The sequence below is a fragment of the Mesorhizobium sp. W050 genome, from assembly GCF_054719535.1.
Genome location: NZ_JBTTIH010000001.1, coordinates 4,059,585 through 4,082,325 on the forward strand (window position 1 = coordinate 4,059,585; position 22,741 = coordinate 4,082,325).

A 22,741-nucleotide genomic window follows, 5' to 3' on the forward strand; every position below is an offset into this window, starting at 1 on the left:
AAAAATCAGGAGGCGACAACGATCGTCTTCGGCCAGAGGGTTTGATGAGCGATGCAGCGGAGCGCCAACGGCAGGAGACCCGTGCGCCAGTTCTGACGGCACGAAACGTCGTCAGGCGTTTTGGCGGCCTTGTCGCCGTCAACGATGTCTCGTTTGATGTCAAAGCGGGCGAAATCCTCGGCCTGATCGGGCCGAATGGCGCCGGCAAGACGACGATGTTCGATCTGTTGGCGGGCAGCATATTGCCAACCAGCGGCGATATCCTGCTCAATGGCACGCGCGTCTCCGGCGAAGCCGCTCATCTGCGTATCGGCCGTGGTCTTGGCCGCACCTTCCAGATCCCGCGCCCCCTGCCCAATCTGACGCTGATCGAAAACATCATGCTGGCGGCGCAGGGCCAAGCCGGCGAAAAATTGCTCGCCAACTTCGTCACGCCGTGGCGAGTGGCGGCACAGGAAAGAGCAGCCAGGGCAAAGGCACTCGAGCTGCTCGAGCTCGTCTCGCTCGCTCGGCTGGCGCACGAACCGGCGCGCGTGCTTTCCGGCGGTCAACGCAAGCTGCTCGAACTCGCCCGCGTCATGATGGCCGATCCGGCGATCATCCTGCTCGACGAACCGGCCGCCGGCGTCAACGCGACGCTGCTCGAGATCATCATCGACCGCATCCGCGACATCAACGCGCACGGCATCACCTTTCTGCTGATCGAGCACAATATCGACATGGTGACGCGGCTCTGCCATCGCGTCCTCGTCATGGCGAGCGGCCAGTTGCTCAGCGAAGGCACGGCGGAAGAGGTCGCCCGCGACCCGCGCGTCATCGAGGCCTATCTCGGAGGTGCGGCATGAGCGAAACTGTCCTCAACGTCCGCAATCTCGAGGCCGGCTATGAGCCCGGCGTGCCGATTGTGCGCGGCGCCTCGATCACCGTCGGCAAGGGGGAGATCGTCGTCGTGCTCGGCCCCAACGGCGCCGGCAAGTCGAGCTTCATCAAGGCGATCGCCGGCCTTGTCCCGATCACCGGCGGCACCGTATTTCTGGACGGCAAGGACATCACCGCCGCTCCCGCGCACACCATGGTTCGGCTCGGCCTGGCCTTCGTACCGCAGACGGAGAACATCTTCCCGCTGATGTCGGTCGAGGACAATCTGAAGGTCGCCTGCGGCATCCTCGAGCGACGCGAAATCCCTGCCCGCATCGAGGAAATGTATGCGGCCTTCCCCGACCTCGTCCGCCAGCGCCGCACCGCCGCCGGCAATCTGTCGGGCGGACAGCGGCAGATGCTCGCCGTCGCACGTGCGCTGATCGTCCATCCCAAGGTGCTGCTGCTCGACGAGCCATCGGCCGGCCTCTCGCCGAAATTCGTATCGATGGTGTTCGAGATGCTGGCCGGCATCCGCAGGTCCGGCGTCACCATCCTGCTGGTCGAACAGAACGCCAAGGCAGCGCTGGCCATCGGCGACCGCGCCTATGTGCTGGTCGAAGGCAAGGACCGGCACGAGGGTGTGGCGTCCGAATTGTGGAACGATCCTGTCGTCGCCGAACTCTATCTCGGCCAACGCCCTCACGCCGGCAAGGGAGGCGCGGCATGAGCCTGCAATTTGTCGTCGATGGGTTGCTGACCGGTTCGATGATCGGCCTCGGCGCCATTGGCGTGACGCTCACCTATTCGATCCTGCGCTTCTCGAACTTCTCCCATGGCGACTTCATGGCCTGGGGCACCTATGCGACGCTCGCCGTCGTCAGCACCATCGGCGCGATGTTCGGCAAGGTGGAGCCCATTGGACCGCTGTCCTTCGGCTGGTCGCTGCTGGTTGCGCTGGTTGTCGGCATGACTTTCACCGCCCTGCTGGCGCTGTTGCTCGACAAGGTGCTGTTTTCGCGGCTGCGCTCGCAGGGGCAAGCCATCATCGTGGTGATGGCGAGCTTCGGCGCCTCGATGGCGCTGCGCAGCCTGCTCGAATTCACCTTCAGCTCACGGCCGACCTATTTCAGCCGCGCGATCCAGATCGCCATGCCGGTCGGCTTCGGCATCCGCATCACGCCCGATCAGATCGCGCTTCTGCTGCTGACCGCCGTGCTGGTGCTCGGCGTGCATCTGTTGATGACACGCACGCAGACCGGCCGCTCCATGCAGGCGCTGAGCCAGAATGCAGCGCTGGCCCGCATCGTCGGTATCGACGTTGCCTCCGTTGTGCGTGTCACCTGGATCATCGGCGGGGCGCTGGCCTGCGTGGCCGGCGTGATGATCGGCATTCTGGTGCAGATCCGCCCGTTCATGGGCTTCGACATGCTGCTGCCGATGTTTGCAGCAGCCATCCTCGGCGGCATCGGCAGCATTCCGGGCGCTGTGCTCGGCGGCTTGATCATCGGTCTTGCCGAAGCCGGTGCGGTGCAGCTGATCGGCGCCGAATGGCGCGCCGCAATCTCCTTCATCATCCTGATGGCGGTGCTGTTCGTTCGGCCGATCGGCCTGTTTGGTGTGAGGGAACGCTGATGGACCTGCTCGGCTACGGCGCCTTCTTCCTGACCACCGCACTGATCTTTTCGCTGGTCACACTGGGGCTCAATCTGCAGTGGGGGCTGACTGGCCTTTTCAATGTCGGCCTTGCCGGATTCGTCGCCATCGGCGCCTATACATCGGCGCTGCTGACGACCCCGGACGATGCCGCGCGCTTCGGCGGCTTCGGTCTGCCGATCCTGGTCGGCTGGGCGGGCGCCATGGTCGTCGGCGGTATCGCCGCAGCACTTACCGGCATGGCCACGCTGCGTCTGCGATCCGACTACCTGGCGATCACCACCTTCGGCGTCGCCGTCGTCGTGCAGCTGGTCGCGCTCAACGCGCAGAAACTCACCGGCGGCCCGTTCGGCATCGGTTTCATCCCGCGCCCGTTCGGCGGCCTTGCCGAAACGCCGCTGCTGTTCAACCTGTCGAACCTCGCCGTCGTTTCGGCTGTGACGCTGATCGCCTATCTCGCTCTGGAGCACCTGTCGCGCAGCCCCTGGGGCCGCGTGCTCAAGGCGCTGCGCGAGGACGAGCGAGCGGCGATTTCGCTGGGCAAGAGCGCGCGCTTCTACCGCGTCCAGGCCTTCGCCGTCGGCGGCGCTATCATGGCGCTGGCCGGCGCTTTGCAGGCGCATTTCACCGGCTTCATCGCGCCCGATAACTATCTGCCGATCCTGACCTTCCAGGTCTGGGTGATGCTGATCGTCGGCGGCTCGGGCAGCAATGCCGGCGCCGTTGCCGGCAGCATCCTGGTCTGGGCGATATGGGCGGGGTCGGGCACGCTGACCAGCGTGCTGTTTGCGCCCGAGCAGCAGGCACGCGCGGCCTCACTGCAGATCGTCGCCATCGGCGTCATGCTCTGCGTCATCCTGCTGATCCGGCCTAACGGATTGTTCGGCGACCGGCCGCGCCGACCGAAGCCCGGCACACAGACAAAGGCGGCGGCCAACGAGAACGAGGCCGGATTATGAATGCCATGATCCGGCAGCAAGCGTATGGCGTTTCGCTCTGGCATGCCGTCAGCCGCAACCGCCGCGACCGGGGCGCGCTGCAAGGCGGACTCGACGTCGATCTCGCGATTGTGGGCGGCGGCTTTTCCGGCCTGTCGACGGCATTGCATGCCTCTGAGAAAGGGCTTTCGGTCGCGGTCCTCGAAGCCGAATTCATCGCTTGGGGTGCGACCGGCCGGAATGCCGGCTTCGTCGTTCCGAACTTCGCCAAGCGGGATCCAGACGACATCATCACCGAACTCGGACCCGAGCGCGGCGGGCGCCTGGTTGACTTCGCCGCCGGCAGCGCTGATCTCGTCTTCGGCCTGATCAAGAGGCACGGCATCGAATGCGACGCTGTGCAGAATGGTTGGATCCAGCCGGCGCATTCGTCCGCCGCGCTGGAAAAGACGCGATCGCGCGCCGAGCAATGGGCGGCGCGGGGCAGGCCGACCGTAACGCTCGATGCCAAGGCGGTCACGACGCTCACCGGTATCGGCGGCTACGCCGGCGGTTGGATAGATAACTCGGGCGGCGTCCTCAATCCGGTCGAGTATGCGCGCGGCCTGGCCGATGCCGCCGAAAAAGCCGGCGCGCGGATCTTCGAGCAGACGCGCGTCGCTTCCATCGACCGCGCTGCGGATGGCTGGACCTTGACGACCGCATCCGGCGCCGTGCGTGCGGGCAAGGTGGTGATCGCCACCAACGCCTATGGCGGGGCACTGAACCGGACACTGGCGCGGACCTATATCCCGCTGAAAGTCTTCCAGATCGCCACTGCGCCGCTGTCGCGGGCCATACGCTCGCGCCTGCTGCCGGGCGGCCAGGGCGTCGGCGACACCAGGCGCAATCTCTTTACCTGCCGCTTCGACGGGCAGAACCGGCTGATCAGCGGCGGCATGCATGTCGTCGGCGCCGGCGCCGAGACGCGCTTGCCGCAAACGATTTGGCGACGGCTCGCCAGGCATCTCGATTTGCCTGACCTGCCGCCGCTTGCCTACAGCTGGACAGGCGTGGCGGCGGTGGTGCCGGATTTCCTGCCGCGCCTCATCGACCTCGGCCCGGGCCTGATCGCCGGCTTCGCCTGCAACGGCCGCGGCATCGCCATGACCACGGCAATGGGCAAAGTGCTGGCGGACTGGGCGAGCGGAACGGACGCCCGATATCTGCCGCTCCCCTTCGCGCCGCCAGCGCCGATCCCGCTGCACAAGCTCGTGCGCTATGCACCGAATATGCTGCTCCCCTGGAGCATCCTGCGCGACCGGCTGGATTAGACAGCCACCACCTTCCGCAATCGATGACCGTGGCGGCCCAGGAGGATATCTTCAGATCCCCTCGCCAGCCAGCCGCATCTACTCCGCAGCCTGAACCCGATTGGCCTGGATGACCGCCCGGATCTCGGACCGGCAGGAGCCGCAATTTGTGCCGGCCTTCAGGGCGCCGCCTATGGCTTCGACTGTCGTGCACCCGGCTGCCACTGCCGCCGCGATCTGGTTGACCCCGACGCTGAAACAGGAGCAGACGGTCGCGCCCGCATCGGGCCGATCGGCGCCGGCGCGACCGGCGACGATCCTGAAGCGTTCGCGCTGGCTGGTGTGAACCTCCTGGAGTTGCTGTGCCGCCCAACCCCGCGAAACCGCCACCGGTCCCGACGCGATAAACAAGGCCCCGGCGAGGTGCTGGTCGTCGAAGGCAGCAATACGATGCTGGCCGGTATCGCGGTCGTGATAGGCGAGCGTATCGGCTACGGGAACATCGAAAAGCGAACCAGCAAAACCAGCCCAGTCGATGTCGTCGTCAGCAAAGGCAAGCTCCACCCGCCAGCCCCCCTTGCATTTGGCCACGGCCCAGTAATCTGCTGCGACCGCCACCGGCTTGCGGCGCACCACAGCGAAGCCGAAGGCTCTCGCGGCGAACTTCTCGATGCGGGCGCCGACATGTTTCAGCGCAGGCTGACCGGAAACCGGGTCGGTCAGAGGCGCGGTCAGCGCATCGAGCCGGCCCTTTGCCGAAAACTGATCGGTCCAGTGCATCGGCGCAAAAACGCTCCCCTGGCGCTGGCGTGCCGTCACCAGCGCGCGCACCAGCACATCGCCGCGCGGGCTGGAGACGCGCACTATGTCGGCGTCGCCAATGCCGTGATGCGTGGCATCCGCCGGGTGGATCTCGACGAAGGGCTCGGCCATGTGCTGGGAGAGACGTGGGCTTTTTCCAGTGCGGGTCATCGTGTGCCAATGGTCGCGAACACGGCCGGTGTTGAGGATCAGCGGATAGTCCGGGCTGGTGCGTGTCTCGACGATGGGACGAATGGCGATGAAGCGCGCCTTGCGGTCGGGATTGTAGAAATTGCCGTTGGCGAAGAAGCGGGTGCTGGAAGGGTCAAGTCCCGCTTGAACACCCCCCTCTGTCCTGCCGGACATCTCCCCCGCAAGGGGGGAGATTGGCAGCTTTGACGCCGGCATATCTTCTGCATCGTTGGTAATTGGCGAAGGCCGAGGCGACGGCTGATCTCCCCCCTTGCGGGGGAGATGGCCGGCAGGCCAGAGGGGGGTGGCTGTGCTCGGCGCCGGCCATTGGAAAGGCTCAAGCGCTGCATAGGCCTCCTTATCAACACCAGCATAAGCGCCAATATCAAAATCCCGTGCGCCGTCATTCTCGAACCCGGACAGCGCGGCGTGTCCGGCGAAGATTTCCGCTGGCGACGAATAGGAAAACGCCTCGTCAAACCCCATCCGCTTGCCCACCTCGGCGACGATCAACCAATCCGGCCGCGCCTCACCGGGCGCAGCAAGAAAGCTGCGCTGGCGCGAGATGCGGCGCTCTGAATTGGTCACGGTGCCGTCCTTCTCGCCCCATGCGGCGGCGGGCAGCCGCACATGGGCGTGGCGCATGGTGTCCGTGCTCGCCAGCACATCCGAAACCACGACGAACGGGCAAGCCTTGATCGCCGCCTCGACGGCATCGGCATCCGGCATCGAGTCGACCGGGTTGGTGGCCATGATCCACAATGCCTTGATGCGGCCGGCGGCGATCGCCTGAAACATCTCGACCGCCTTCAGACCGGGCTTTGGGGCGACGGCCGGCGCATTCCAGAAACGCTGCACGCGGTCGCGGTGCTCGGGGTTTTCGATCTCCATATGGGCGGCCAGCATATTGGCCATGCCGCCGACCTCGCGGCCGCCCATGGCGTTGGGCTGGCCGGTCACTGAAAACGGTCCTGCCCCAGGTTTGCCGATGCGGCCGGTGGCGAGATGGCAGTTGATGATGGCGTTGACCTTGTCAGTGCCCGAAGACGACTGGTTCACGCCTTGGCTGTAGACCGTCACTGTCTTTGCGGTGGTGGCAAACAGGCTATAGAAGCGGGCAAGCTCCTCTTCGCTCAAGCCGGTGGCGGCGGCAACGCCGGCAAGATCGAGTTTCGAGGCAGCGAAGAGCGCTTGCCCGAAGCCGGTCGTGTGGGCGGTGATGTAAGCGCGGTCGAGTGCGTTGTGCTGGCCGAGCCAGGCGAGCAGACCAGTGAACAAAGCAACGTCGCCATCCGGCGCGATCGCCAGGTGAATGTCGGCGATATCAGCGGTCATGGTGCGGCGCGGGTCGACCAGCACGACCTTCATCTCCGGTCGTTTTTCCCGGGCCGCCGCGATGCGCTGGAAGAGCACTGGATGGCACCAGGCGAGATTGGAGCCGACCAGCACGATCAGGTCGGCGAGCTCGAGATCCTCGTAGGTGCCGGGCACGGTGTCGGAGCCGAAGGCGCGGCGGTGGCCGGCAACCGAGGAGGCCATGCATAGCCGCGAATTGGTGTCGATGTTGGCCGAGCCGATGAAGCCCTTCATCAGCTTGTTGGCGACATAGTAGTCTTCGGTCAGCAACTGGCCGGAGACATAGAAGGCGACGGAGTCAGGACCGTGCTCGGCGATGGTTTGCGAAAAGGTCGAAGCGACGCGGTCGAGCGCCTCGTCCCAGCCGGCACGGCGACCGTGGATTTCGGGGTAGAGCAGCCTGCCGTCGAGGTCGATGGTTTCGGCCAGGGCCGAGCCCTTGGAGCAGAGCCGGCCGAAGTTCGCTGGATGGTCGGGGTCGCCGCGAACGCTGACTTCACCGTCCGCGGCGACTTTCGCCAGCACGCCGCAACCCACCCCGCAATAGGGGCAGGTGGTCCTCACCTCGCGCGCTTCGCCCAGTTCCATGCTTCAGGCCGCGCGGCTGGCCAGCGCTTTCAGCGCAATGAACAGGTGCTCGCCCTCGGTCCGCACAGGAATGGTGCGTACGGCGCCCTCGTCGGCGCCGAGCGCCTTGCCCGTCTCCAGCGAGATGACCCAATTGTGCAAGGGACAGGTGACGGCGGTGCCGTGGACGATGCCTTGGCTCAGCGGCCCACCTCTGTGCGGGCAATGATCGTCGATGGCGTAGACCTGATCGTCCTGCGTGCGGAAGACGGCGATCTTACCCTCGGGTGTGTCGACGCAGCGCGCGCCACGCCGCGGGATGTCGGAGAGTGAGCCGATCGATATCCAGTCCATTTTGATCACTCCGCCGCCTGCGCAAACCCGACAGAAGCCATTGGCCGGAACTCGTGCTTGTCCTTGCCGGAGACGCGTTCCGACCACGGGTCGACCTGGGCGAATTTCTGGCTGAAGACGAAGCGCTCGTAATAGGCCTTGCGCTTGGCGCCGTCGTCCATGATCTGGCGCTTGATCTCGGGGATGCCGATGCGCTTGGCCCATTTGTAGATGCGCTCGAGATAGCGGCCCTGCTCGCGATACATCTGCGTCAGCGCCACGACATGCTCCAGCGCCTCGTCTTCGGTCTTGACCAGGCCAAGCACTTCGGTGCCCTTGATGTCGAGGCCGGCGGCGCCGGCGAAATGGATCTCGTAGCCACTGTCGACACAGATCACGCCGACATCCTTGCAGGTCGCCTCGGCGCAGTTGCGCGGACAGCCCGACACCGCCATCTTAACCTTGGCCGGGGTCCACGAGCCCCACATGAATTTCTCGATGCGAATGCCGAGGCCGGTCGAATCCTGCGTGCCGAAGCGGCACCAGTCGGAGCCGACACAGGTCTTCACCGTGCGCAGGCCCTTGGCGTAAGCATGGCCTGAGACGAAGCCGGCCTGGCCGAGATCGGCCCACACCGCCGGCAGATCCTCCTTGCGGATGCCCAGCATGTCGATGCGCTGGCCGCCGGTGACCTTGACCATCGGTATCTCGAACTTGTCGACGACGTCGGCGATGGCGCGCAGTTCGGCGGCGTTGGTGACGCCGCCCCACATGCGCGGCACCACCGAATAGGTGCCGTCCTTCTGGATGTTGGCGTGGACGCGCTCATTGATGAAACGCGACTGGTAGTCGTCGGCATAGTCATCGGGCCAGTCGCAGACGAGGTAGTAGTTGAGCGCCGGCCGACATTTTGCGCAGCCGCAGGAGGTCGTCCATTCCAGCTCCTGCATGACGGCGGGAATGGTCTTCAGGCTCTTGGCGATGATCAGCCGGCGCACCTCGTCATGGCCGAGCGTTGTGCAGCCGCACATCGGTTGCACGGCGGCCGGGTTGTATTTGTCGCCGATGGTCAGCACCATCAGCTTCTCGACCAGCCCGGTGCACGAACCGCAGGAAGCCGATGCCTTGGTGTGGGCGCGCACGTCGTCGAGCGAAGCCAGGCCCTTGGCCGTGATCGCGCCGGTGATCTTGCCCTTGCAAACGCCGTTGCAGCCGCAGATTTCCGCATCATCCGGCAAGGCTGCAACGGCCGCCATAGGGTCCAGCGGGGCACCCCCCTGGTAGGACTGGCCGAAGATGAGCGTGTCGCGCATCTCCGATATGTCGGTCTGCTTCTTCTTGAGATCGTTGAACCAGGCCCCATCCGCCGTCTCGCCATAAAGCACGGTGCCGATGATGCGGTCGTCCTTGAGCACAAGGCGCTTGTAGACGCCGGCGGCGGCATCGCGCAGCACGATCTCCTGGCGGTCCTCGCCTTCGGCGAAGTCGCCAAGCGAGAACAGGTCGATGCCGGTGACCTTGAGCTTGGTCGGCGTGTCCATGTGGACGAAGGCCGCTGCCTCGTTGCCGGCCAACTGGCTCGCGGCAACACGCGCCATCTCGTAGAGCGGCGCGACCAGCCCGTAGACCTGGCCGTTGACCTCGGCGCATTCGCCGAGCGCGTAGATGTCGGGGTCGTTGCTGCGCATGCCGGCATCGACGACGATACCACGATTAACGGCTATGCCGGCCTCTCTGGCCAGCGCCGCATTCGGCCGGATGCCGACCGCCATCACCACCAGCGTTGCCGGGATAATAGTGCCGTCGGCAAGCTCCACCTGCCCGACCTTGCCGTTGCCGGTGATCGCCTGGGTGTTGGCCTTGGTGATGACCTTGATGCCGCGCTGTTCCACCGCGCGCTGCAGGAGATAGCCGGCGGCGGGGTCGAGCTGACGCTCCATCAATGTCGGCATGACATGCAGCACGGTGACGTCCATGCCTTGGGCGTTCAAACCTGCTGCCGCCTCCAGCCCGAGCAGGCCGCCGCCGATGACCACGGCCTTGGCGCGCGACTGGGCGGCAAGCATCATGGCCTGAACATCGTCGAGGTCGCGATAGGTCAGCACGCCCGGCAGATCGTGACCGGGCACCGGAATGATGAAAGGCACCGATCCGGTGGCGATGACGAGCTTGTCGTAAGGCTCGGTGACGCCGTGGTCGGAGGTGACGGTCTTGGCCGCCCGGTCGATGGCGACGATCTTGTGACCCTTGTAGAGGGTGATGTTGTTGGCGATGTACCAGCCGTCGCCGTGGATGATGATTTCCTCATAGGCCTTTTCGCCGGAGAGAACCGGCGACAGCATGATGCGGTCGTAGTTCACCCGCGGCTCGGCGTTGAAGATGGTCACGGTGTAGCGGCCCGGCGCCTGTTCGAGCAGATGCTCCAGCATGCGCCCGGGGGCCATGCCGTTGCCGATGATGACGAGTTTTTCGGTCATGGCGTTACTCCGCGGCTTCGACGAAGCGGTGACGTTCATAGAGGAACTTCAGCACCGCTTCGCGGCAGCGCAAAAAGGTGCGGTCGGAAGAGAGTTCGACGCGGCGACGCGGCCGCGCCAGCGGCACCGCAAGCACCTCACCGATGGTCGCCGCTGGACCGTTGGTCATCATGACGATGCGGTCGGACAACAGCACCGCCTCGTCGACATCGTGGGTGATCATGATCGTCGTCGAGCCGAGCCGGGAATGGATGTCCATAACCGCATCCTGCAGATGGGCGCGCGTCAGCGCGTCGAGTGCCCCGAACGGCTCGTCGAGCAACAGGATCTTCGGCTCCATGGCAAGCGCCCGGGCAATGCCGACGCGCTGCTTCATGCCGCCCGATATTTCGGCCGGCCGCTTGTCCTTGGCATGGGCCATCTGCACGAGATCAAGATTGCGCATGATCCAGTCATGCCGTTCGGTCCTGCTCTTGGAACGACCAAAGACTTTCGACACCGCCAGGCTGATGTTTTCGTAGACGGTGAGCCATGGCAGCAGGCTGTGGTTCTGGAACACCACGGCGCGCTCGGGTCCGGGGCTGTCGACCTCCTTGTTTTCAAGCAGCACGGCGCCGGCGGAAACCTTGGTCAGCCCGGCGATCAGATTGAGCAAGGTCGACTTGCCACAGCCGGAATGGCCGATGATGGAGACGAATTCGCCCTTGTCGATGGTCAGCCTGATGTCCTTGAGCACCTCGCTGACCTGACCGCCGCGGGCAAAGGATTTGTCGATATGGTCGAGCTTCAGATAGGCCGTCATCGCCCTCTCCTCACTTTGCCGTTGTGCCGCGGGTGACGAAAGCGCCGACCGCAGCGACCAGGCGGTCGAGGCAGAAGCCGGTGACGCCGATATAGGCGAGCGCGACGATGATGTCGGGCAGCCGCGACGAGTTCCAGGCGTCCCAGATGAAGAAGCCGATGCCGACGCCGCCGGTCAGCATTTCGGCGGCGACGATGGCGAGCCAGGACAGGCCGATGCCGATTCTGAGGCCGGTGAAGATGTAGGGTGCGGCGGCCGGAACCATGATCTTGACGAAGAATTCGAACTGGTTGAGCCGCAAGATGCGTGAGACGTTGCGGTAGTCTTCCGGAATGTTTCGCACGCCGACGGCGGTGTTGATGATGATCGGCCAGATCGAGGTGATGAAGATAACGAACAGCGCCGACGGGCTGGAATCGCGGAAAGCAGCCAGCGACAGCGGCAACCAGGCCAGCGGCGGCACGGTGCGCAGTATCTGGAACACCGGATCGAGGCCACGCATGGCCCAGATCGACTGGCCGACCAGGGCGCCGAGCGCGACGCCGACGATCGCCGCCAGGCCGAAGCCGATGGCGACGCGCTGCAGAGAGATCAGCACCCGCCACGCAAGGCCGATATCCTGCGGGCCGTTGTTGAAGAACGGATGCGCGATCAGGTCATAGGCCTCGTTCCACACCTGGCTGGGCGGCGGCAGGCTGGCGGTCGGCGACGAGCAGGCGATCTGCCACACGACCAGCATGAAGGCGATAACGATGACCGGCGGCACCAGGGCGGTGGCCAGCCTGCCGGCGATCGCGATCGGGTCGAAGCGGCGCCGCGCTTTGGCGGTGAAAGCGATGACCGCGGCAGGCTTCGCGGGGAACGCCTTCACCGTGGTTTCCTCAATGGCTTGGATGGACATGTCTGAGTATAACTCCGGGGTCGATGCGGGCGACAAGCGGCGAAGCGCCGTTGCGCTGGGGGCGACAAACGGCGCAACGCGCCGTTTGCGCCGGTCAAGCCGATGCCTTGATCTTCAGGCTGTCGAGATAGGCCGACGGGTTGGCCGGGTCGAAAATCTTGCCGTCGAAGAATGTCTCGACGCCACGCGACGACGAGGCCGGAATATCGGCTGCGGCAACGCCGAGATCCTTCGCCGCCTCGCGCCAGATATCCTCGCGATTGACCTGATCGACCAGCGTCTTGATGTCGGTGGTCGGCGCGAATTTTCCCCAACGGATGTTTTCGGCGAGGAACCAGCTGTCGTGGCTCTTGTAGGGATAGGAGACGCCACCCTTCCAGAATTTCATGTAGAGGTCAGTGCCGGTGGCCACGCGGCCATTGCCGTAGTTGATGTCGCCCTTGAGGCGGCCGATAATGTCGGCGACAGGCACGTTCATCCATTGCCGCTTGCCGATGATGGCGGCCATCTCGTCCTTGTTCTCCGTGGCCTCACACCATTGCTGGGCCTCCATGACGGCCATCACGATCGCCTTGGTGGCGTTCGGGTATTTGTCGATGAATTCGGCGCGGAGGCCGAGCGCCTTTTCGGGATGACCCTTCCACAGTTCGCCGGTGGTGGCGGCGGTGAAACCAACGCCCTGGTGGACGAGCTGTTCGTTCCACGGTTCGCCAACGCAGAACACGTCCATGTTGCCGACTTTCATGTTGGCGACCATCTGCGGCGGCGGCACGACGATGGTCGAGACGTCCTTGTCGGGATCGATGCCGCCGGCGGCCAGCCAATAGCGCAGCCACAAATCATGCGTGCCGCCCGGGAACGTCATGGCGGCCTTGATTTCCTTGCCGGCCGCCTTCTTGGCGGCGAAGGCGTCCTTCAGCTTGGAGGCGTCGAGGCCGACACCGGTGCCGGCGTATTCCTGCGCAACCGAAATGCCCTGGCAGTCGTAGTTGAGCCGCGCCACGATAGCCATCGGCATCGGCTGGTTGTTCTGCGTCACCTTGCCGGTGTGCATGAGATAGGGCAGCGGCGTCAGGATGTGAGCGCCGTCGATGCCGTTGGCTTCGCCGCCGAGCATCAGATTGTCGCGCGTCGCGCCCCAGGAGGCCTGCTTGATCACCTCGACGTCGGGCATGCCGAACTTGGCGAACAGCCCCTTCTCCTTGGCGATCATCAGCGGCGCCGCGTCGGTCAGCGCGATGAAGCCGAGCTTGGCGCCGGTGACCTCCGGAGCGGTCGTGGCGGCATAGGCGCCCGAGGGGAAGAGCTTGCGGGCCGCCACGAACAGGCCGGCCGTCATGGCGCTGCTGACAAGAAAATCGCGGCGCGTCACATCCTTGAGCGATGTTCCCGTCCCGATCCATTTCCCTATTTTTTCTTTCATCGTGATCTCCGGTTGAACGCTTCGTCGAGTGGCCCAAAACAAAAAAGCCGCCGTCCAGGTCTCGCGCGTCCGTACATCCGGGATCGCGTCGTTGACCTGAGCGGCAGCTTTGCCTGTGGCGCCCGCCATTGGACGCCTGTTCCGTGACCCGCGAAGGGTCTGGCTAATTCAAAGCAGGAACCGTGCCAGTTCTGAGTGAAACGAAAAACCTAAATGAAATCAACATTACGCGCCAGACGCCGGCACGCGAGGCGACATCGCAAGCAGGTCAAAGATTGTTCATTACAGCAATCGCACGCACATTTTTTGTGCAATGCACAAGAATGGCGCGAGAATGATCAGGCTTCCGCGCGAGCGACTTTCTGGCGCGCTATATAGCCGTCGATCTCGTCGGGGTCGAAGGTCTGACCGTCGAAGAAGCCGTCCGGCCCAAGCACCAAGCCTGCCCCAGTCGCACCGACAGCCGTGGCGACCTTAAGCGCGCCCTCGACCTTCGCATTGGCGCCGGGAAGTGCAACGCCAAGCGGCTTTAGCGCCGAGCGGTAGAGGTCCGGACGGTAGCAGTCACGGGCGATAGCAAGGTTTTCCGGCGTGTGCTCGACATGCCCCCAGCGCACCATCTGCGTATAGAACCACAGCGCATGGCTCTTCCACGGAAAGTTCGCCGCCTTGTCGAAGGGCAGGAAGAAGTCGTCGACATCCAGTTCGGCGCCGCCGCCCAGTTCAAGATGGCCGGTCAGGATCGGCATCTGGACAGCTGGTGGCAGGCCCAGGAAGCCAGCTTGAGCCATCACACCAGCCAGTTCGGCGTGGTTGTCCCGATCCTGGCACCAGCGCGCCGAATGATGCAGCGCGCGCAGCAATGCTGCCAGCGCGACCGGGTTCTCCTGCGACCAGGCCTTGCGCACGCCGATCACCTTCTCCGGACTGTTGCGCCACAGCAGCGCCTTGACGGTGACGATATGGCCGGTGCCGGCGGCGACCGAGGCGCTGTTCCAGGGCTCGCCGACGCAGTAGCCGTCGATCCGCCCGGCGACCAGCGCATCGGCCATGAAGGGCGGTGGCACGATGACGATCTCGATCTCGCGCTCCGGATCGATGCCGCACCCGGCAAGCCAGTAGCGCAGTTCGTAATTATGCCCCGAATGCGGGTGCACCACGGCAAAGCGCAGCGGATCGCCGCCAGCCCCGGCGCGGTCGCGAATGAAGGCACCGAGGGCTGCGCCCGCGCGCGCGGGCTCAAGATCGGGTATGGCGCCGTGTGCCGCCATGCCTTCCCAGACGGCGTTGGAGATGGTGATGCAATTGCCGCCAAGCCCGAGCGAAAACGGCACGATGGTCTCGGAAGCAAGCGGCGTCAGCCCGAGATTGCAGGCGAGCGGCATCGGCCCCAGCATGTGCGCCAGGTGGAAATGGCCGATGGCGATGCGGTCGCGGATGTTGGCCCAGGAGGTCTCGCGGTGCAGTGTGAGATCGATGCCCTCGCGTGCGGCAAATCCAAGCTCACCCGCCGCAACCAGCACGGCACTGTCGAAGAGCGGCATGAAGCCGGCGGTGATCTGGTGCTCGGCGCTCATGCTCATTCGTCCTCCGACGGCCCGAGCAGCCCGGCGGCAGTCACCAGGCTCTGGGCAATGTCGCCGATCTTGCGGTTCTGGTTCATCGCCGTCTTGCGCAGCAGCGTGTAGGCGGCCTCTTCGGTCAGGCCGCGCGACTTCATCAGGATGCCCTTGGCACGGTCGATCACCTTGCGGCTCTCAAGCTCCCCTCGAACCTCTTCCAGCTCGCGCGCCATGCGCGAGAAAGCGTTGAAGCGGCTGACCGCCATGTCCAGGATCGGCTTGACGCGCTCTTGCCTGAGGCCGTCGACCACATAGGCCGAAACGCCGGCATCGACCGCCGCTTCGATCGATGCCTGGTCCGATCGGTCGACGAACATGGCGATCGGCCGCTTCACCGCACGCGACAGCTGGAACATGTTTTCCAGCATGTCGCGGTTCGGGTTTTCCAGATCGATGACGATGACGTCCGGCTCGATCTCGGCGATGCGCCGCGCAATGCCGGTCACGTCGTGGATGACGGTGACCCGCTCATGGCCGGCCTCGCGCAAACCTGCCTCGATGATCGCGGCGCGGATACGGTTTTCGTCGATGACCAGGACGGCGAGTGAGCTGCGGACCATGCGTGCATTGTGGGCAAGGTCGCAAAATTGTGCAATGCGGCATGGTCACAGGCTCCCGCCGCGGAGCAACCCCCGACCGACAACGACCCGGTCTAGGTGGTCGGGACAAGGAATGCAGCGCAACGCTGGCACTGGTGATGACAGCCTTGCCGGTCGCCTGGTGCCCTACCCAACGGTCTAGGTGCGATGAGACTTGCACCGCAACATCGGCTTGTTAAAGGTGGGGGCAACGACGGACATAGCTGTCCTTGCTCGCCGATCTGACCGGAAGGTTACCGCACGATGCTGCTCATGAATCGACGATTGGGAGCCAGCAAGCTGGCGCGCCCGGCACGGCGTCTCGGAGGCCTGACGACGAAGTTTGCCCTGATTGCCGGGCCGTTCGTCCTTGGGATCGCCCTCCTGCTGGCTGGCCCGGCACAGGCGCAGTCACCGGCCGCAGTCGCGCCCGACAAGGTCAAACAGCTGTTCGAGCTTCTCGACGATCCGTCGGTGAAGGCCTGGGTGGCCGAGCAACGAAATCCGGCCGCTGGATCAACGGAAGCGCCTGCTGCGGCTGGCGCTCCGCCGGCCGACGCCGTGGCCGCACCGGGCCAGATGAATACAATGGCATCCTCGACGCTCGATCGGATCAAGCATCACATCGAGAAAATCGTGCGAACCGTGCCCACACTGCCAGGCCAGTTCGCGCGCGTCCGGGCCCAGACAATGGACGATATGTCCAGCAAGGGCCCCGTCAGCATATTGGTGCTGATTGCGATCTTTATCGCTGCCGGCCTGGCGCTCACCTGGGCAATATACAAGCTCACCCGTCCATTTCGTCTTTGGATCATCGCGCAACCCAGAGATACGCCCATCGGGCGGGCCAAGAAGATCGGCGGCCGCACGCTTTATTCCAGCATGATGATCGGCTCGTTCGCGCTGGGCAGCGCCGGTGCGTTCATGCTGTTCGACTGGCCAGCGCTCATCCGCGAGATTGTGCTGACATTTCTGATGGCTGCGGTCTTTACGTGGGCTGTGCGCCTATACGTGATGGCCACGCTCGTCCCTTCTTTCATGGAGGTCGAGCACGCCATCGAGGTTCGTGCCCTGCCGATCACCAACGGAGCTGCTGACCATTGGGCTTATTGGCTGCCCCGGATCGTCGGCGTTTTCGCCTTCTTCGCCGCCGCGTTTGTCCTCTTGCCGGGTCTCGGCATAGACCAGGACGGAATGATGGTCCTGTCGGTGGGCGCCGATTTCATCCTGCTGTTGCTCTTCCTGCTGGCCATTTGGCGTCGGCCAAGAACGCAGCGAGACGGCGCGCGCCACAGCGGTCACACGGCAGTGACATGGTTGTTGACGGCTTACTTCGTCGTTCTGTTCCTCGAACGCATTGCCGGCCTCTACACATTCTTCTGGTTTACCTTCACCGCATTCTTCCTGCCTTTGGCAATTGTGCTGACAGAGCGCGGGGTTAATTTCGTCCTGCGGCCCGGTTCGGAAGATGCCGGCCGGCCGACGATCCCGGCGGTGACGATCGCTGTCATCGATCGCGGTATCCGGATGATTTTCATCCTCGCGGCGGCTTACCTTCTCGCACGCGTACTGGGCCTGGACATGCAATCCATGCGCGGCAGCGATACGACCACCATGCTCATATTGCGCGGCTTGATCAACGTCGTGGTCATTGCCCTTGCTGCCGATTTCGGCTGGTCGATCATCAAAGCCTTGATCGAACGAAAGCTGGGCGTCGCGATACCGCAAGCGGTGGTGAGCGAAGAAGACATCCTCACCCTCGATCCGCATCAGGCGCGGCTGCACACGCTGTTGCCGATCATCCAGAACATTCTGCTAGCAGTGATCATCGTGATGGCGGTGCTGATGATGCTCGCTTCGATCGGCATCCAGATCGGCCCGCTGATCGCCGGCGCCGGCGTCGTCGGCGTCGCCGTGGGTTTTGGCGCGCAAACCATCGTCAAGGACGTGATCTCTGGCGTGTTTTATCTGCTCGACGATGCTTTCCGTGTCGGCGAATACATTTCATCGGGCAGCTACAGGGGTACGGTGGAGAGCTTTTCGCTGCGCTCGGTGAAGCTGCGCCACCATCGTGGTCCGCTGTTCACGATACCTTTCGGCGAACTCGGCGCCGTGCAGAACCAGAGCCGTGACTGGGTCACCGACAAATTCAACATCACCGTTGGCTATGACACCGATATCGACTTTGCTCGCAAACTGATCAAGCGAATTGGCCTGGAACTGGCGGAAGATCCGGAGTTCAAACACTGGGTGATCGAACCGATCAAGATGCAGGGGGTGCAGGAGTTCGGCGAGTACGGCATCGTCTTGAGGGTCAAGGTCACGACCAGACCTGGAGGCGCCTTCAGCATGAAAGGCAGGTTCTTTTTGCGCCTCCGCCAGGCCTTCAAGGAGCAGGGCATCGAACTCCCATTCCCGACCGTCCACGTCCAGGGGCTGCAAGACCCGCATGGGACAGAGAATGCGCCTTTGGAGATCACACCTGAATTACGAATGGCCGTCGCCCAGTCGCACACCAATCGGCGCAGAAAAAAAGCGAGCACAACGGAGTAGGACGCTGTGATACCGGCCGGTCGCAACACGGCTTTCCGCGCAATGCCTGGACCCACGACACCACGCTAGTCGAGCTGCCGATAGCGACGACGCGATCGCCGCCAACCAGCACCAGCGTGGCGTTCTGAGGCCAAGCTTGACGAAAAGAGCAGATATGCTGGCCTTTCCGCGAGGCTCAGAGCGCAATCCAGGCGGTCTTGAGGTCGACAAATTTCTCCAGCGCATGCAGCGACTTGTCACGGCCGAAACCGGACTGTTTGACGCCGCCAAGCGGCACGGTGATATCGGCTCCGCCATAGGTGTTGACGTGGACGACACCGGCGTTGATGGCGCGCACCATGCGATGGGCCGTGGAAAGATTGGCGGTCCACACCGCCGAGGCAAGTCCGTAGACAGTGGAGTTGGCCAGATGCACCGCCTCCTCCTCGGTCTCGAAGCGCATCACGCCGAGCACCGGTCCGAACACCTCCTCGCGCGCCAACTGCATCTCTTGCGTCACGTTCTCGAAGATCGTCGGCGCCATGTAGCTGCCGCCGGTCTCGGTCAGTATCCGTTCGCCACCGGCGACGAGACGGGCGCCTTCGGCTTGCGCCATGGCGACGAAGCCGAGGTTCTTGTCCAGCTGTTCGGCGCTCGATACCGCACCGATATCGCTGGCGAGATCGAGCGGGTCGCCGACCTTGAGCCGCGTGGTTGCCGAGACAAGTTCGTCCATGAAAAGATCATAGACCGACGACTGGACGAGCAGACGCGAGCCCGCCACGCAGACCTGGCCTGAATTGCGAAAGATGCCGTTAGCCGAGACGACCGCCGCCTGCTTCAGGTCCGGAGCGTCGGCAAAGACGATGTTGGGCGACTTGCCGCCAAGCTCGAGGAAGACCCGCTTCAAATTGGAACGGGCGGAGTATTCGAGCAGCCGCCGGCCGACCGGCCCCGATCCGGTAAAGGCGATGGCGTCGACATCCATATGGAGGCCAAGCGCTTCGCCGGCGACAGCACCATGACCGGTAACGACGTTGAACACGCCTTCGGGAAGTCCAGCCTCGCTTGCGAGTTCGGCCAGCCGCAGCAAGGTCAGCGAGGCGATCTCCGGCGGCTTGACGACGACGCTGTTGCCGGTGGCCAGTGCGGGCGCAATCTTCCAGGCACCGATCATCAGCGGGAAGTTCCACGGCACGATGACGCCGACGACACCGAGTGGCTCCCTGTGGATCAGCCCGAGCACATTGTCGGCCGTCGGCGCGATCTCGCCATAGACCTTGTCGATCGCCTCGGCGTAGTAGCGGATGGTGCCGGCCGCCGACAGCGGCTCGGCCTTGTAGGCCATGCCGATCTCGGTGCCGTTGTCGCGCACGCCAAGCACGACCAGCTCATCGACATGTTTTTCGATCAGCTCGGCAAATTTCGTCAGCACCTTCTTGCGGAAGGCAGGGGCGGCGCGCGACCATGAACCCTTCTCGAATGCTTTTCGCGCCGATCGGACCGCGCGATCGATGTCGGCCGCATTGCCGTCGGCGATGCTGGAAAAAGGGCGGCCGTCGATCGGCGAAATCACCGCCAGTGTCGCGCCGCTCGTCGCTGCGGCCTGTACGCCATCGATAAACAAGCCCCGCTCGCCGATCTCCGTCTTGCGCAGCGCGTCGATGGCATTCTGGCTGATCATTGATGGCGGACTCCCAGGGAAACATACAACGTGGTTGGCGCACGGAATTCCCAGCCGCGAAACACCGGCACCTTGCCCGGCACCAGGCTGAGATCGGGGAAGCGCAGGAGCAGCAGCCTTAACGCGAGGCACATCTGCTCGCGCGCGAAAAACCGGCCCGAACAGAAATGATGACCAAAGCCGAAGGCGGCATGATTACCTTCCCTGCGGTTGATGTCGAAGCGGTCTGGATCGGCAAAGCGGCTCTCGTCGCGGCTTGCCGAGGAGACAAGTGCAGCGACCGCGGCGCCGGCAGGGATGGTTACGCCGCCAAGCTCGACCGCCCGCGTCGTCTGCCGCGTCTGGGTTCCGATCGGCGCCACCCAGCGCAAGCCTTCATCGACAGCCCTGGGCACAAAGGTCTCGGGATCGGCGAGCACCTGCCGCAATTGTTCGGGATGCGCAAGCAGGCCGGCGAGGATCGAACCGGCACCATGTCCGGGCTCCTGCATGCCGCCAAGCAGAATGACCTTGATGCTCGGCATCAAGAAATCGATCGGCCGCGTCGTGCCTTCCGGCATGCCGTCATGCAGCATATGCGACAGCGCCGAGCCGTCGGGGGCGCGCGCCAGTCTATCCAGAGTCGGCCGGATGGCTGCGCCGACCTCGGCGCTGATCGCGTCGGCGATCTCTTGCCGTTTTGGGTCGTTCTCGAAATTGATGGCGCCCTGCGCAAGGCCATAGAACCAGCGGCGCAGCGTCGGCATGTCGATGTCGGCAAGGCCAAGCGAGCGCGCCAGGCTGAGCGTCGACACCGGCTCGAAATAATCCGCCATCAGCTCGGCGGAGCCTTGTTCGGCGATCCGGTCGAGAAAAGGTTCGGCAATCGACCGCACGAGGTCGCCGGCATAGGCGGCGACGGTGCGCGGCCGGTATTTCGGATCGACGCCTTGGCGCAGCTGTCTATGCGTTTCGCCGTCGGTGGTCAGGATGGTCGGCTTGCCGAACGAGCGTTCGACCGGAGACGTACCGACGACGGCGGAGAAGATGTCGGGTGACTTTGCGACGGTCTCGACGTCCTTCCAGCGGGTGACGAACCAGAGATTGACCGCCGGCACGAAAGCGACAGGCGCACTGCGCCGCAGTTCCGCATAGATCGGATACGGATCGGCTTCCAGCGCCTCAACGGTGATGCTCTCGGCAAAGCTCAACGCCGTTACTCCCTTGCGATGGAAAGGGGCGGCGCCGAACGCGCTACCCCTTGTCCTTTGTCCTAGTCCTTCAGCGGCACGCCGAGATTTTCGAAGGCAACCGGATCCCGGCTCTTCAACGCACCGGCAAGCAGCAGGCCGATCACCGCGGCAATCAGCACCAGCCCCGGCAGGAACACGCCAAGGAAGCCACCGGCCCCGGACAGGCTGCCGAAATTAATGACGATCAGGTAGATGATGACGACGAAAGCGATGAAGGCCAGCCCAGGCAGGATGGTGGTCTTCAGCGCATTCTCCTGCGTCGACGGGTTGGCGCGGAAGTACATCACCACGGCGAGCGAGGCCACCGCCATCATGACGATGACTCCCAGCGTCGCGACATTGGTCAGCCAGGAAAACAGCGCCAGCACCGGATCGAGGCCGAGTACCGCGAACAGTCCGATGACGATCGCGGCCAACACGCTCTGGATGACGGAAGCGACATGCGGGCTCTGGTGCACTGAATGCGTCACGCCGATCGCTTCAGGCAACAGCTTCTCGCGGCCCGAGACGTAGATGTAGCGGGCAACCGCGTTGTGGAACGCCAGCACGCCGGCAAACAGGCTCGACACGAACAGGATGCCCATGGCGTGCGACAGCATGGTTCCGGCGTAGCGGTCGGACAGGCCGAACAGGAAAGTCGTCGGATCCTGAAGCGCCTGCAGTGCGGGCAACAATTTGTCGACGCCGGCGCCGACCGCCATCAGCCAGGCCGTGACCATGTAGAAGACGCCGATCAGCAACACTGAGAAATAGGTGGCGCGCGGAATGGTCACCTTGGGGTCGCGGGCTTCCTCGGCGTAGATCGTCGTCGCCTCGAAACCAATGAAGGCGGCGAAACAGAACAGGATGGCGATGGCGGGCGAGCCGCTGACGATCTGGCTCCAGCTGAACGGCGCCGCCGAGAGACCACTGTCGCCACCGGTATTGAGGATGGCGAGGTCTAGCACCAGCACAACGATGTATTCGCACAGCACCAGCACCGTCAGGATCTTGGCCGACAGGTCGACCTGGCGGTAGCCCAACACCGCGACGATGGCGACGGCGATGAAGCTCCACACCCACCAGGGCAGGTCGATGCCCCAGCCGGCGAACAGGCCGGCGGTCGCGGCCCCCAGCAGGCCCATGACCCCGATCTGCATGGCGTTGTAGGACAGGATCGCGATGATTGCGGTTGCGCCGCCGGCAAAACCGCCGAGCCCGCGCGCGGCATAGGCATAGAAGGCGCCGGCATTGCCGACATGGCGCGACATGGCGACGTAGCCGACCGCAAACAGCAGCAGCAACACGGTCACGATAAGATAGGTTCCGGCAAAGCCCGCCCCATTGCCCATAAGCATGCCGAGCGGCGTGCCGCCGGCGACCGCGGTGAGCGGCGCCGCCGCCGAAATCACCATGAAGGTGATAGCGCCGACGCCAAGACTGTTCTTGCGCAGCCTGTTGGCGGGCGCCTGTTCCGAAACTGCTGACATTTGTCCCTCCAGTTTTACGAACCCGTGG

17 protein-coding genes are annotated in these 22,741 nt (G+C 64.1%); 6 read left to right on the top strand and 11 right to left on the bottom strand.

What is annotated here, in order from left to right; genetic code table 11:
• Window positions 1-44 precede the first annotated feature (44 nt).
• The 5 genes from ACYG9Y_RS19785 to ACYG9Y_RS19805 are packed head-to-tail and all read left to right on the top strand — an operon-like array spanning window position 45 to window position 4,765.
• Window positions 45-845, top strand: coding sequence for an ABC transporter ATP-binding protein (locus tag ACYG9Y_RS19785; RefSeq protein ID WP_023686959.1), 801 nt, complete (start codon window positions 45-47; stop codon window positions 843-845).
• Window positions 842-1,588: an ABC transporter ATP-binding protein gene (locus ACYG9Y_RS19790; protein ID WP_023686958.1), complete on the top strand. Its 747-nt coding sequence runs from the start codon at window positions 842-844 to the stop codon at window positions 1,586-1,588. Before ACYG9Y_RS19785 ends, ACYG9Y_RS19790 begins: the two co-directional genes overlap by 4 nt.
• Complete coding sequence (locus ACYG9Y_RS19795; protein WP_023682690.1) at window positions 1,585-2,493, top strand: branched-chain amino acid ABC transporter permease; 909 nt, start codon at window positions 1,585-1,587, stop codon at window positions 2,491-2,493. The genes ACYG9Y_RS19790 and ACYG9Y_RS19795 overlap by 4 nt, the downstream gene beginning before the upstream one ends.
• The gene (locus ACYG9Y_RS19800; protein WP_023738364.1) at window positions 2,490-3,473 is read left to right on the top strand and encodes a branched-chain amino acid ABC transporter permease; all 984 of its coding nucleotides are present in this window, start codon (window positions 2,490-2,492) and stop codon (window positions 3,471-3,473) included. The genes ACYG9Y_RS19795 and ACYG9Y_RS19800 overlap by 4 nt, the downstream gene beginning before the upstream one ends.
• On the top strand, window positions 3,470-4,765 hold the full coding sequence (locus ACYG9Y_RS19805) for an NAD(P)/FAD-dependent oxidoreductase (protein ID WP_023738363.1): 1,296 nt from the start codon (window positions 3,470-3,472) through the stop codon (window positions 4,763-4,765). The genes ACYG9Y_RS19800 and ACYG9Y_RS19805 overlap by 4 nt, the downstream gene beginning before the upstream one ends.
• Before the next feature lie 78 nt (window positions 4,766-4,843).
• Here the strand turns inward: ACYG9Y_RS19805 and ACYG9Y_RS19810 are convergent, their stop codons facing one another.
• From ACYG9Y_RS19810 to ACYG9Y_RS19845, 8 genes are all read right to left on the bottom strand, one after another.
• A complete protein-coding gene (locus ACYG9Y_RS19810; RefSeq protein ID WP_023738362.1) occupies window positions 4,844-7,681 on the bottom strand; it encodes a nitrate reductase in 2,838 nt (945 codons plus the stop codon).
• Window positions 7,682-7,684: 3 nt separating this feature from the next.
• Window positions 7,685-8,014, bottom strand: a complete 330-nt coding sequence (gene nirD / locus ACYG9Y_RS19815) for a nitrite reductase small subunit NirD (protein WP_023682694.1) — start codon at window positions 8,012-8,014, stop codon at window positions 7,685-7,687.
• Window positions 8,015-8,019: 5 nt separating this feature from the next.
• Window positions 8,020-10,470 carry a nitrite reductase large subunit NirB gene (nirB, locus tag ACYG9Y_RS19820; RefSeq protein WP_023738361.1) on the bottom strand — a complete coding sequence of 817 codons (2,451 nt, stop codon included), beginning with the start codon at window positions 10,468-10,470 and terminating at the stop codon, window positions 8,020-8,022.
• 4 nt (window positions 10,471-10,474) lie between these two features.
• Entirely contained in the window at window positions 10,475-11,272 is a 798-nt protein-coding gene (locus tag ACYG9Y_RS19825) for an ABC transporter ATP-binding protein (protein ID WP_023682696.1), read from the bottom strand.
• A gap of 10 nt (window positions 11,273-11,282) precedes the next feature.
• Window positions 11,283-12,173 (bottom strand): nitrate ABC transporter permease, encoded by an 891-nt coding sequence (gene ntrB / locus ACYG9Y_RS19830; RefSeq protein WP_023682697.1) that lies wholly within the window; start codon window positions 12,171-12,173, stop codon window positions 11,283-11,285.
• A 94-nt stretch (window positions 12,174-12,267) separates the two neighbouring features.
• Complete coding sequence (locus ACYG9Y_RS19835) at window positions 12,268-13,596, bottom strand: CmpA/NrtA family ABC transporter substrate-binding protein (protein WP_023667844.1); 1,329 nt, start codon at window positions 13,594-13,596, stop codon at window positions 12,268-12,270.
• Window positions 13,597-13,934: 338 nt separating this feature from the next.
• The gene (locus ACYG9Y_RS19840) at window positions 13,935-15,173 is read right to left on the bottom strand and encodes a CmpA/NrtA family ABC transporter substrate-binding protein (protein WP_031253320.1); all 1,239 of its coding nucleotides are present in this window, start codon (window positions 15,171-15,173) and stop codon (window positions 13,935-13,937) included.
• A 2-nt stretch (window positions 15,174-15,175) separates the two neighbouring features.
• Complete coding sequence (locus ACYG9Y_RS19845) at window positions 15,176-15,778, bottom strand: ANTAR domain-containing response regulator (RefSeq protein ID WP_023667842.1); 603 nt, start codon at window positions 15,776-15,778, stop codon at window positions 15,176-15,178.
• Window positions 15,779-16,060: 282 nt separating this feature from the next.
• Between ACYG9Y_RS19845 and ACYG9Y_RS19850 the strand changes: the two genes are divergently transcribed.
• Complete coding sequence (locus ACYG9Y_RS19850) at window positions 16,061-18,349, top strand: mechanosensitive ion channel family protein (protein ID WP_023738358.1); 2,289 nt, start codon at window positions 16,061-16,063, stop codon at window positions 18,347-18,349.
• 175 nt (window positions 18,350-18,524) lie between these two features.
• Here the strand turns inward: ACYG9Y_RS19850 and ACYG9Y_RS19855 are convergent, their stop codons facing one another.
• The 3 genes from ACYG9Y_RS19855 to ACYG9Y_RS19865 form a co-directional block, all read right to left on the bottom strand.
• A complete protein-coding gene (locus tag ACYG9Y_RS19855) occupies window positions 18,525-20,012 on the bottom strand; it encodes an aldehyde dehydrogenase (protein ID WP_023738357.1) in 1,488 nt (495 codons plus the stop codon).
• Complete coding sequence (locus ACYG9Y_RS19860; protein WP_023738356.1) at window positions 20,009-21,202, bottom strand: cytochrome P450; 1,194 nt, start codon at window positions 21,200-21,202, stop codon at window positions 20,009-20,011. Before ACYG9Y_RS19860 ends, ACYG9Y_RS19855 begins: the two co-directional genes overlap by 4 nt.
• A 62-nt stretch (window positions 21,203-21,264) precedes the next feature.
• Window positions 21,265-22,713: an APC family permease gene (locus ACYG9Y_RS19865; RefSeq protein ID WP_023738355.1), complete on the bottom strand. Its 1,449-nt coding sequence runs from the start codon at window positions 22,711-22,713 to the stop codon at window positions 21,265-21,267.
• Window positions 22,714-22,741 lie beyond the last annotated feature (28 nt).

What these genes read in the sequence shown, in the direction of transcription:
- ACYG9Y_RS19855 (WP_023738357.1), bottom strand. Translation starts at nt 20,012, where the DNA reads ATGATCAGCCAGAATGCCATCGACGCGCTGCGCAAGACGGAGATCGGC.
- nirB (WP_023738361.1), bottom strand. Translation starts at nt 10,470, where the DNA reads ATGACCGAAAAACTCGTCATCATCGGCAACGGCATGGCCCCCGGGCGC.
- ACYG9Y_RS19865 (WP_023738355.1), bottom strand. Translation starts at nt 22,713, where the DNA reads ATGTCAGCAGTTTCGGAACAGGCGCCCGCCAACAGGCTGCGCAAGAAC.
- ACYG9Y_RS19805 (WP_023738363.1), top strand. Translation starts at nt 3,470, where the DNA reads ATGAATGCCATGATCCGGCAGCAAGCGTATGGCGTTTCGCTCTGGCAT.
- ntrB (WP_023682697.1), bottom strand. Translation starts at nt 12,173, where the DNA reads ATGTCCATCCAAGCCATTGAGGAAACCACGGTGAAGGCGTTCCCCGCG.
- ACYG9Y_RS19825 (WP_023682696.1), bottom strand. Translation starts at nt 11,272, where the DNA reads ATGACGGCCTATCTGAAGCTCGACCATATCGACAAATCCTTTGCCCGC.
- ACYG9Y_RS19850 (WP_023738358.1), top strand. Translation starts at nt 16,061, where the DNA reads ATGCTGCTCATGAATCGACGATTGGGAGCCAGCAAGCTGGCGCGCCCG.
- ACYG9Y_RS19785 (WP_023686959.1), top strand. Translation starts at nt 45, where the DNA reads ATGAGCGATGCAGCGGAGCGCCAACGGCAGGAGACCCGTGCGCCAGTT.
- ACYG9Y_RS19795 (WP_023682690.1), top strand. Translation starts at nt 1,585, where the DNA reads ATGAGCCTGCAATTTGTCGTCGATGGGTTGCTGACCGGTTCGATGATC.
- ACYG9Y_RS19845 (WP_023667842.1), bottom strand. Translation starts at nt 15,778, where the DNA reads ATGGTCCGCAGCTCACTCGCCGTCCTGGTCATCGACGAAAACCGTATC.
- ACYG9Y_RS19840 (WP_031253320.1), bottom strand. Translation starts at nt 15,173, where the DNA reads ATGAGCGCCGAGCACCAGATCACCGCCGGCTTCATGCCGCTCTTCGAC.
- nirD (WP_023682694.1), bottom strand. Translation starts at nt 8,014, where the DNA reads ATGGACTGGATATCGATCGGCTCACTCTCCGACATCCCGCGGCGTGGC.
- ACYG9Y_RS19810 (WP_023738362.1), bottom strand. Translation starts at nt 7,681, where the DNA reads ATGGAACTGGGCGAAGCGCGCGAGGTGAGGACCACCTGCCCCTATTGC.
- ACYG9Y_RS19835 (WP_023667844.1), bottom strand. Translation starts at nt 13,596, where the DNA reads ATGAAAGAAAAAATAGGGAAATGGATCGGGACGGGAACATCGCTCAAG.
- ACYG9Y_RS19790 (WP_023686958.1), top strand. Translation starts at nt 842, where the DNA reads ATGAGCGAAACTGTCCTCAACGTCCGCAATCTCGAGGCCGGCTATGAG.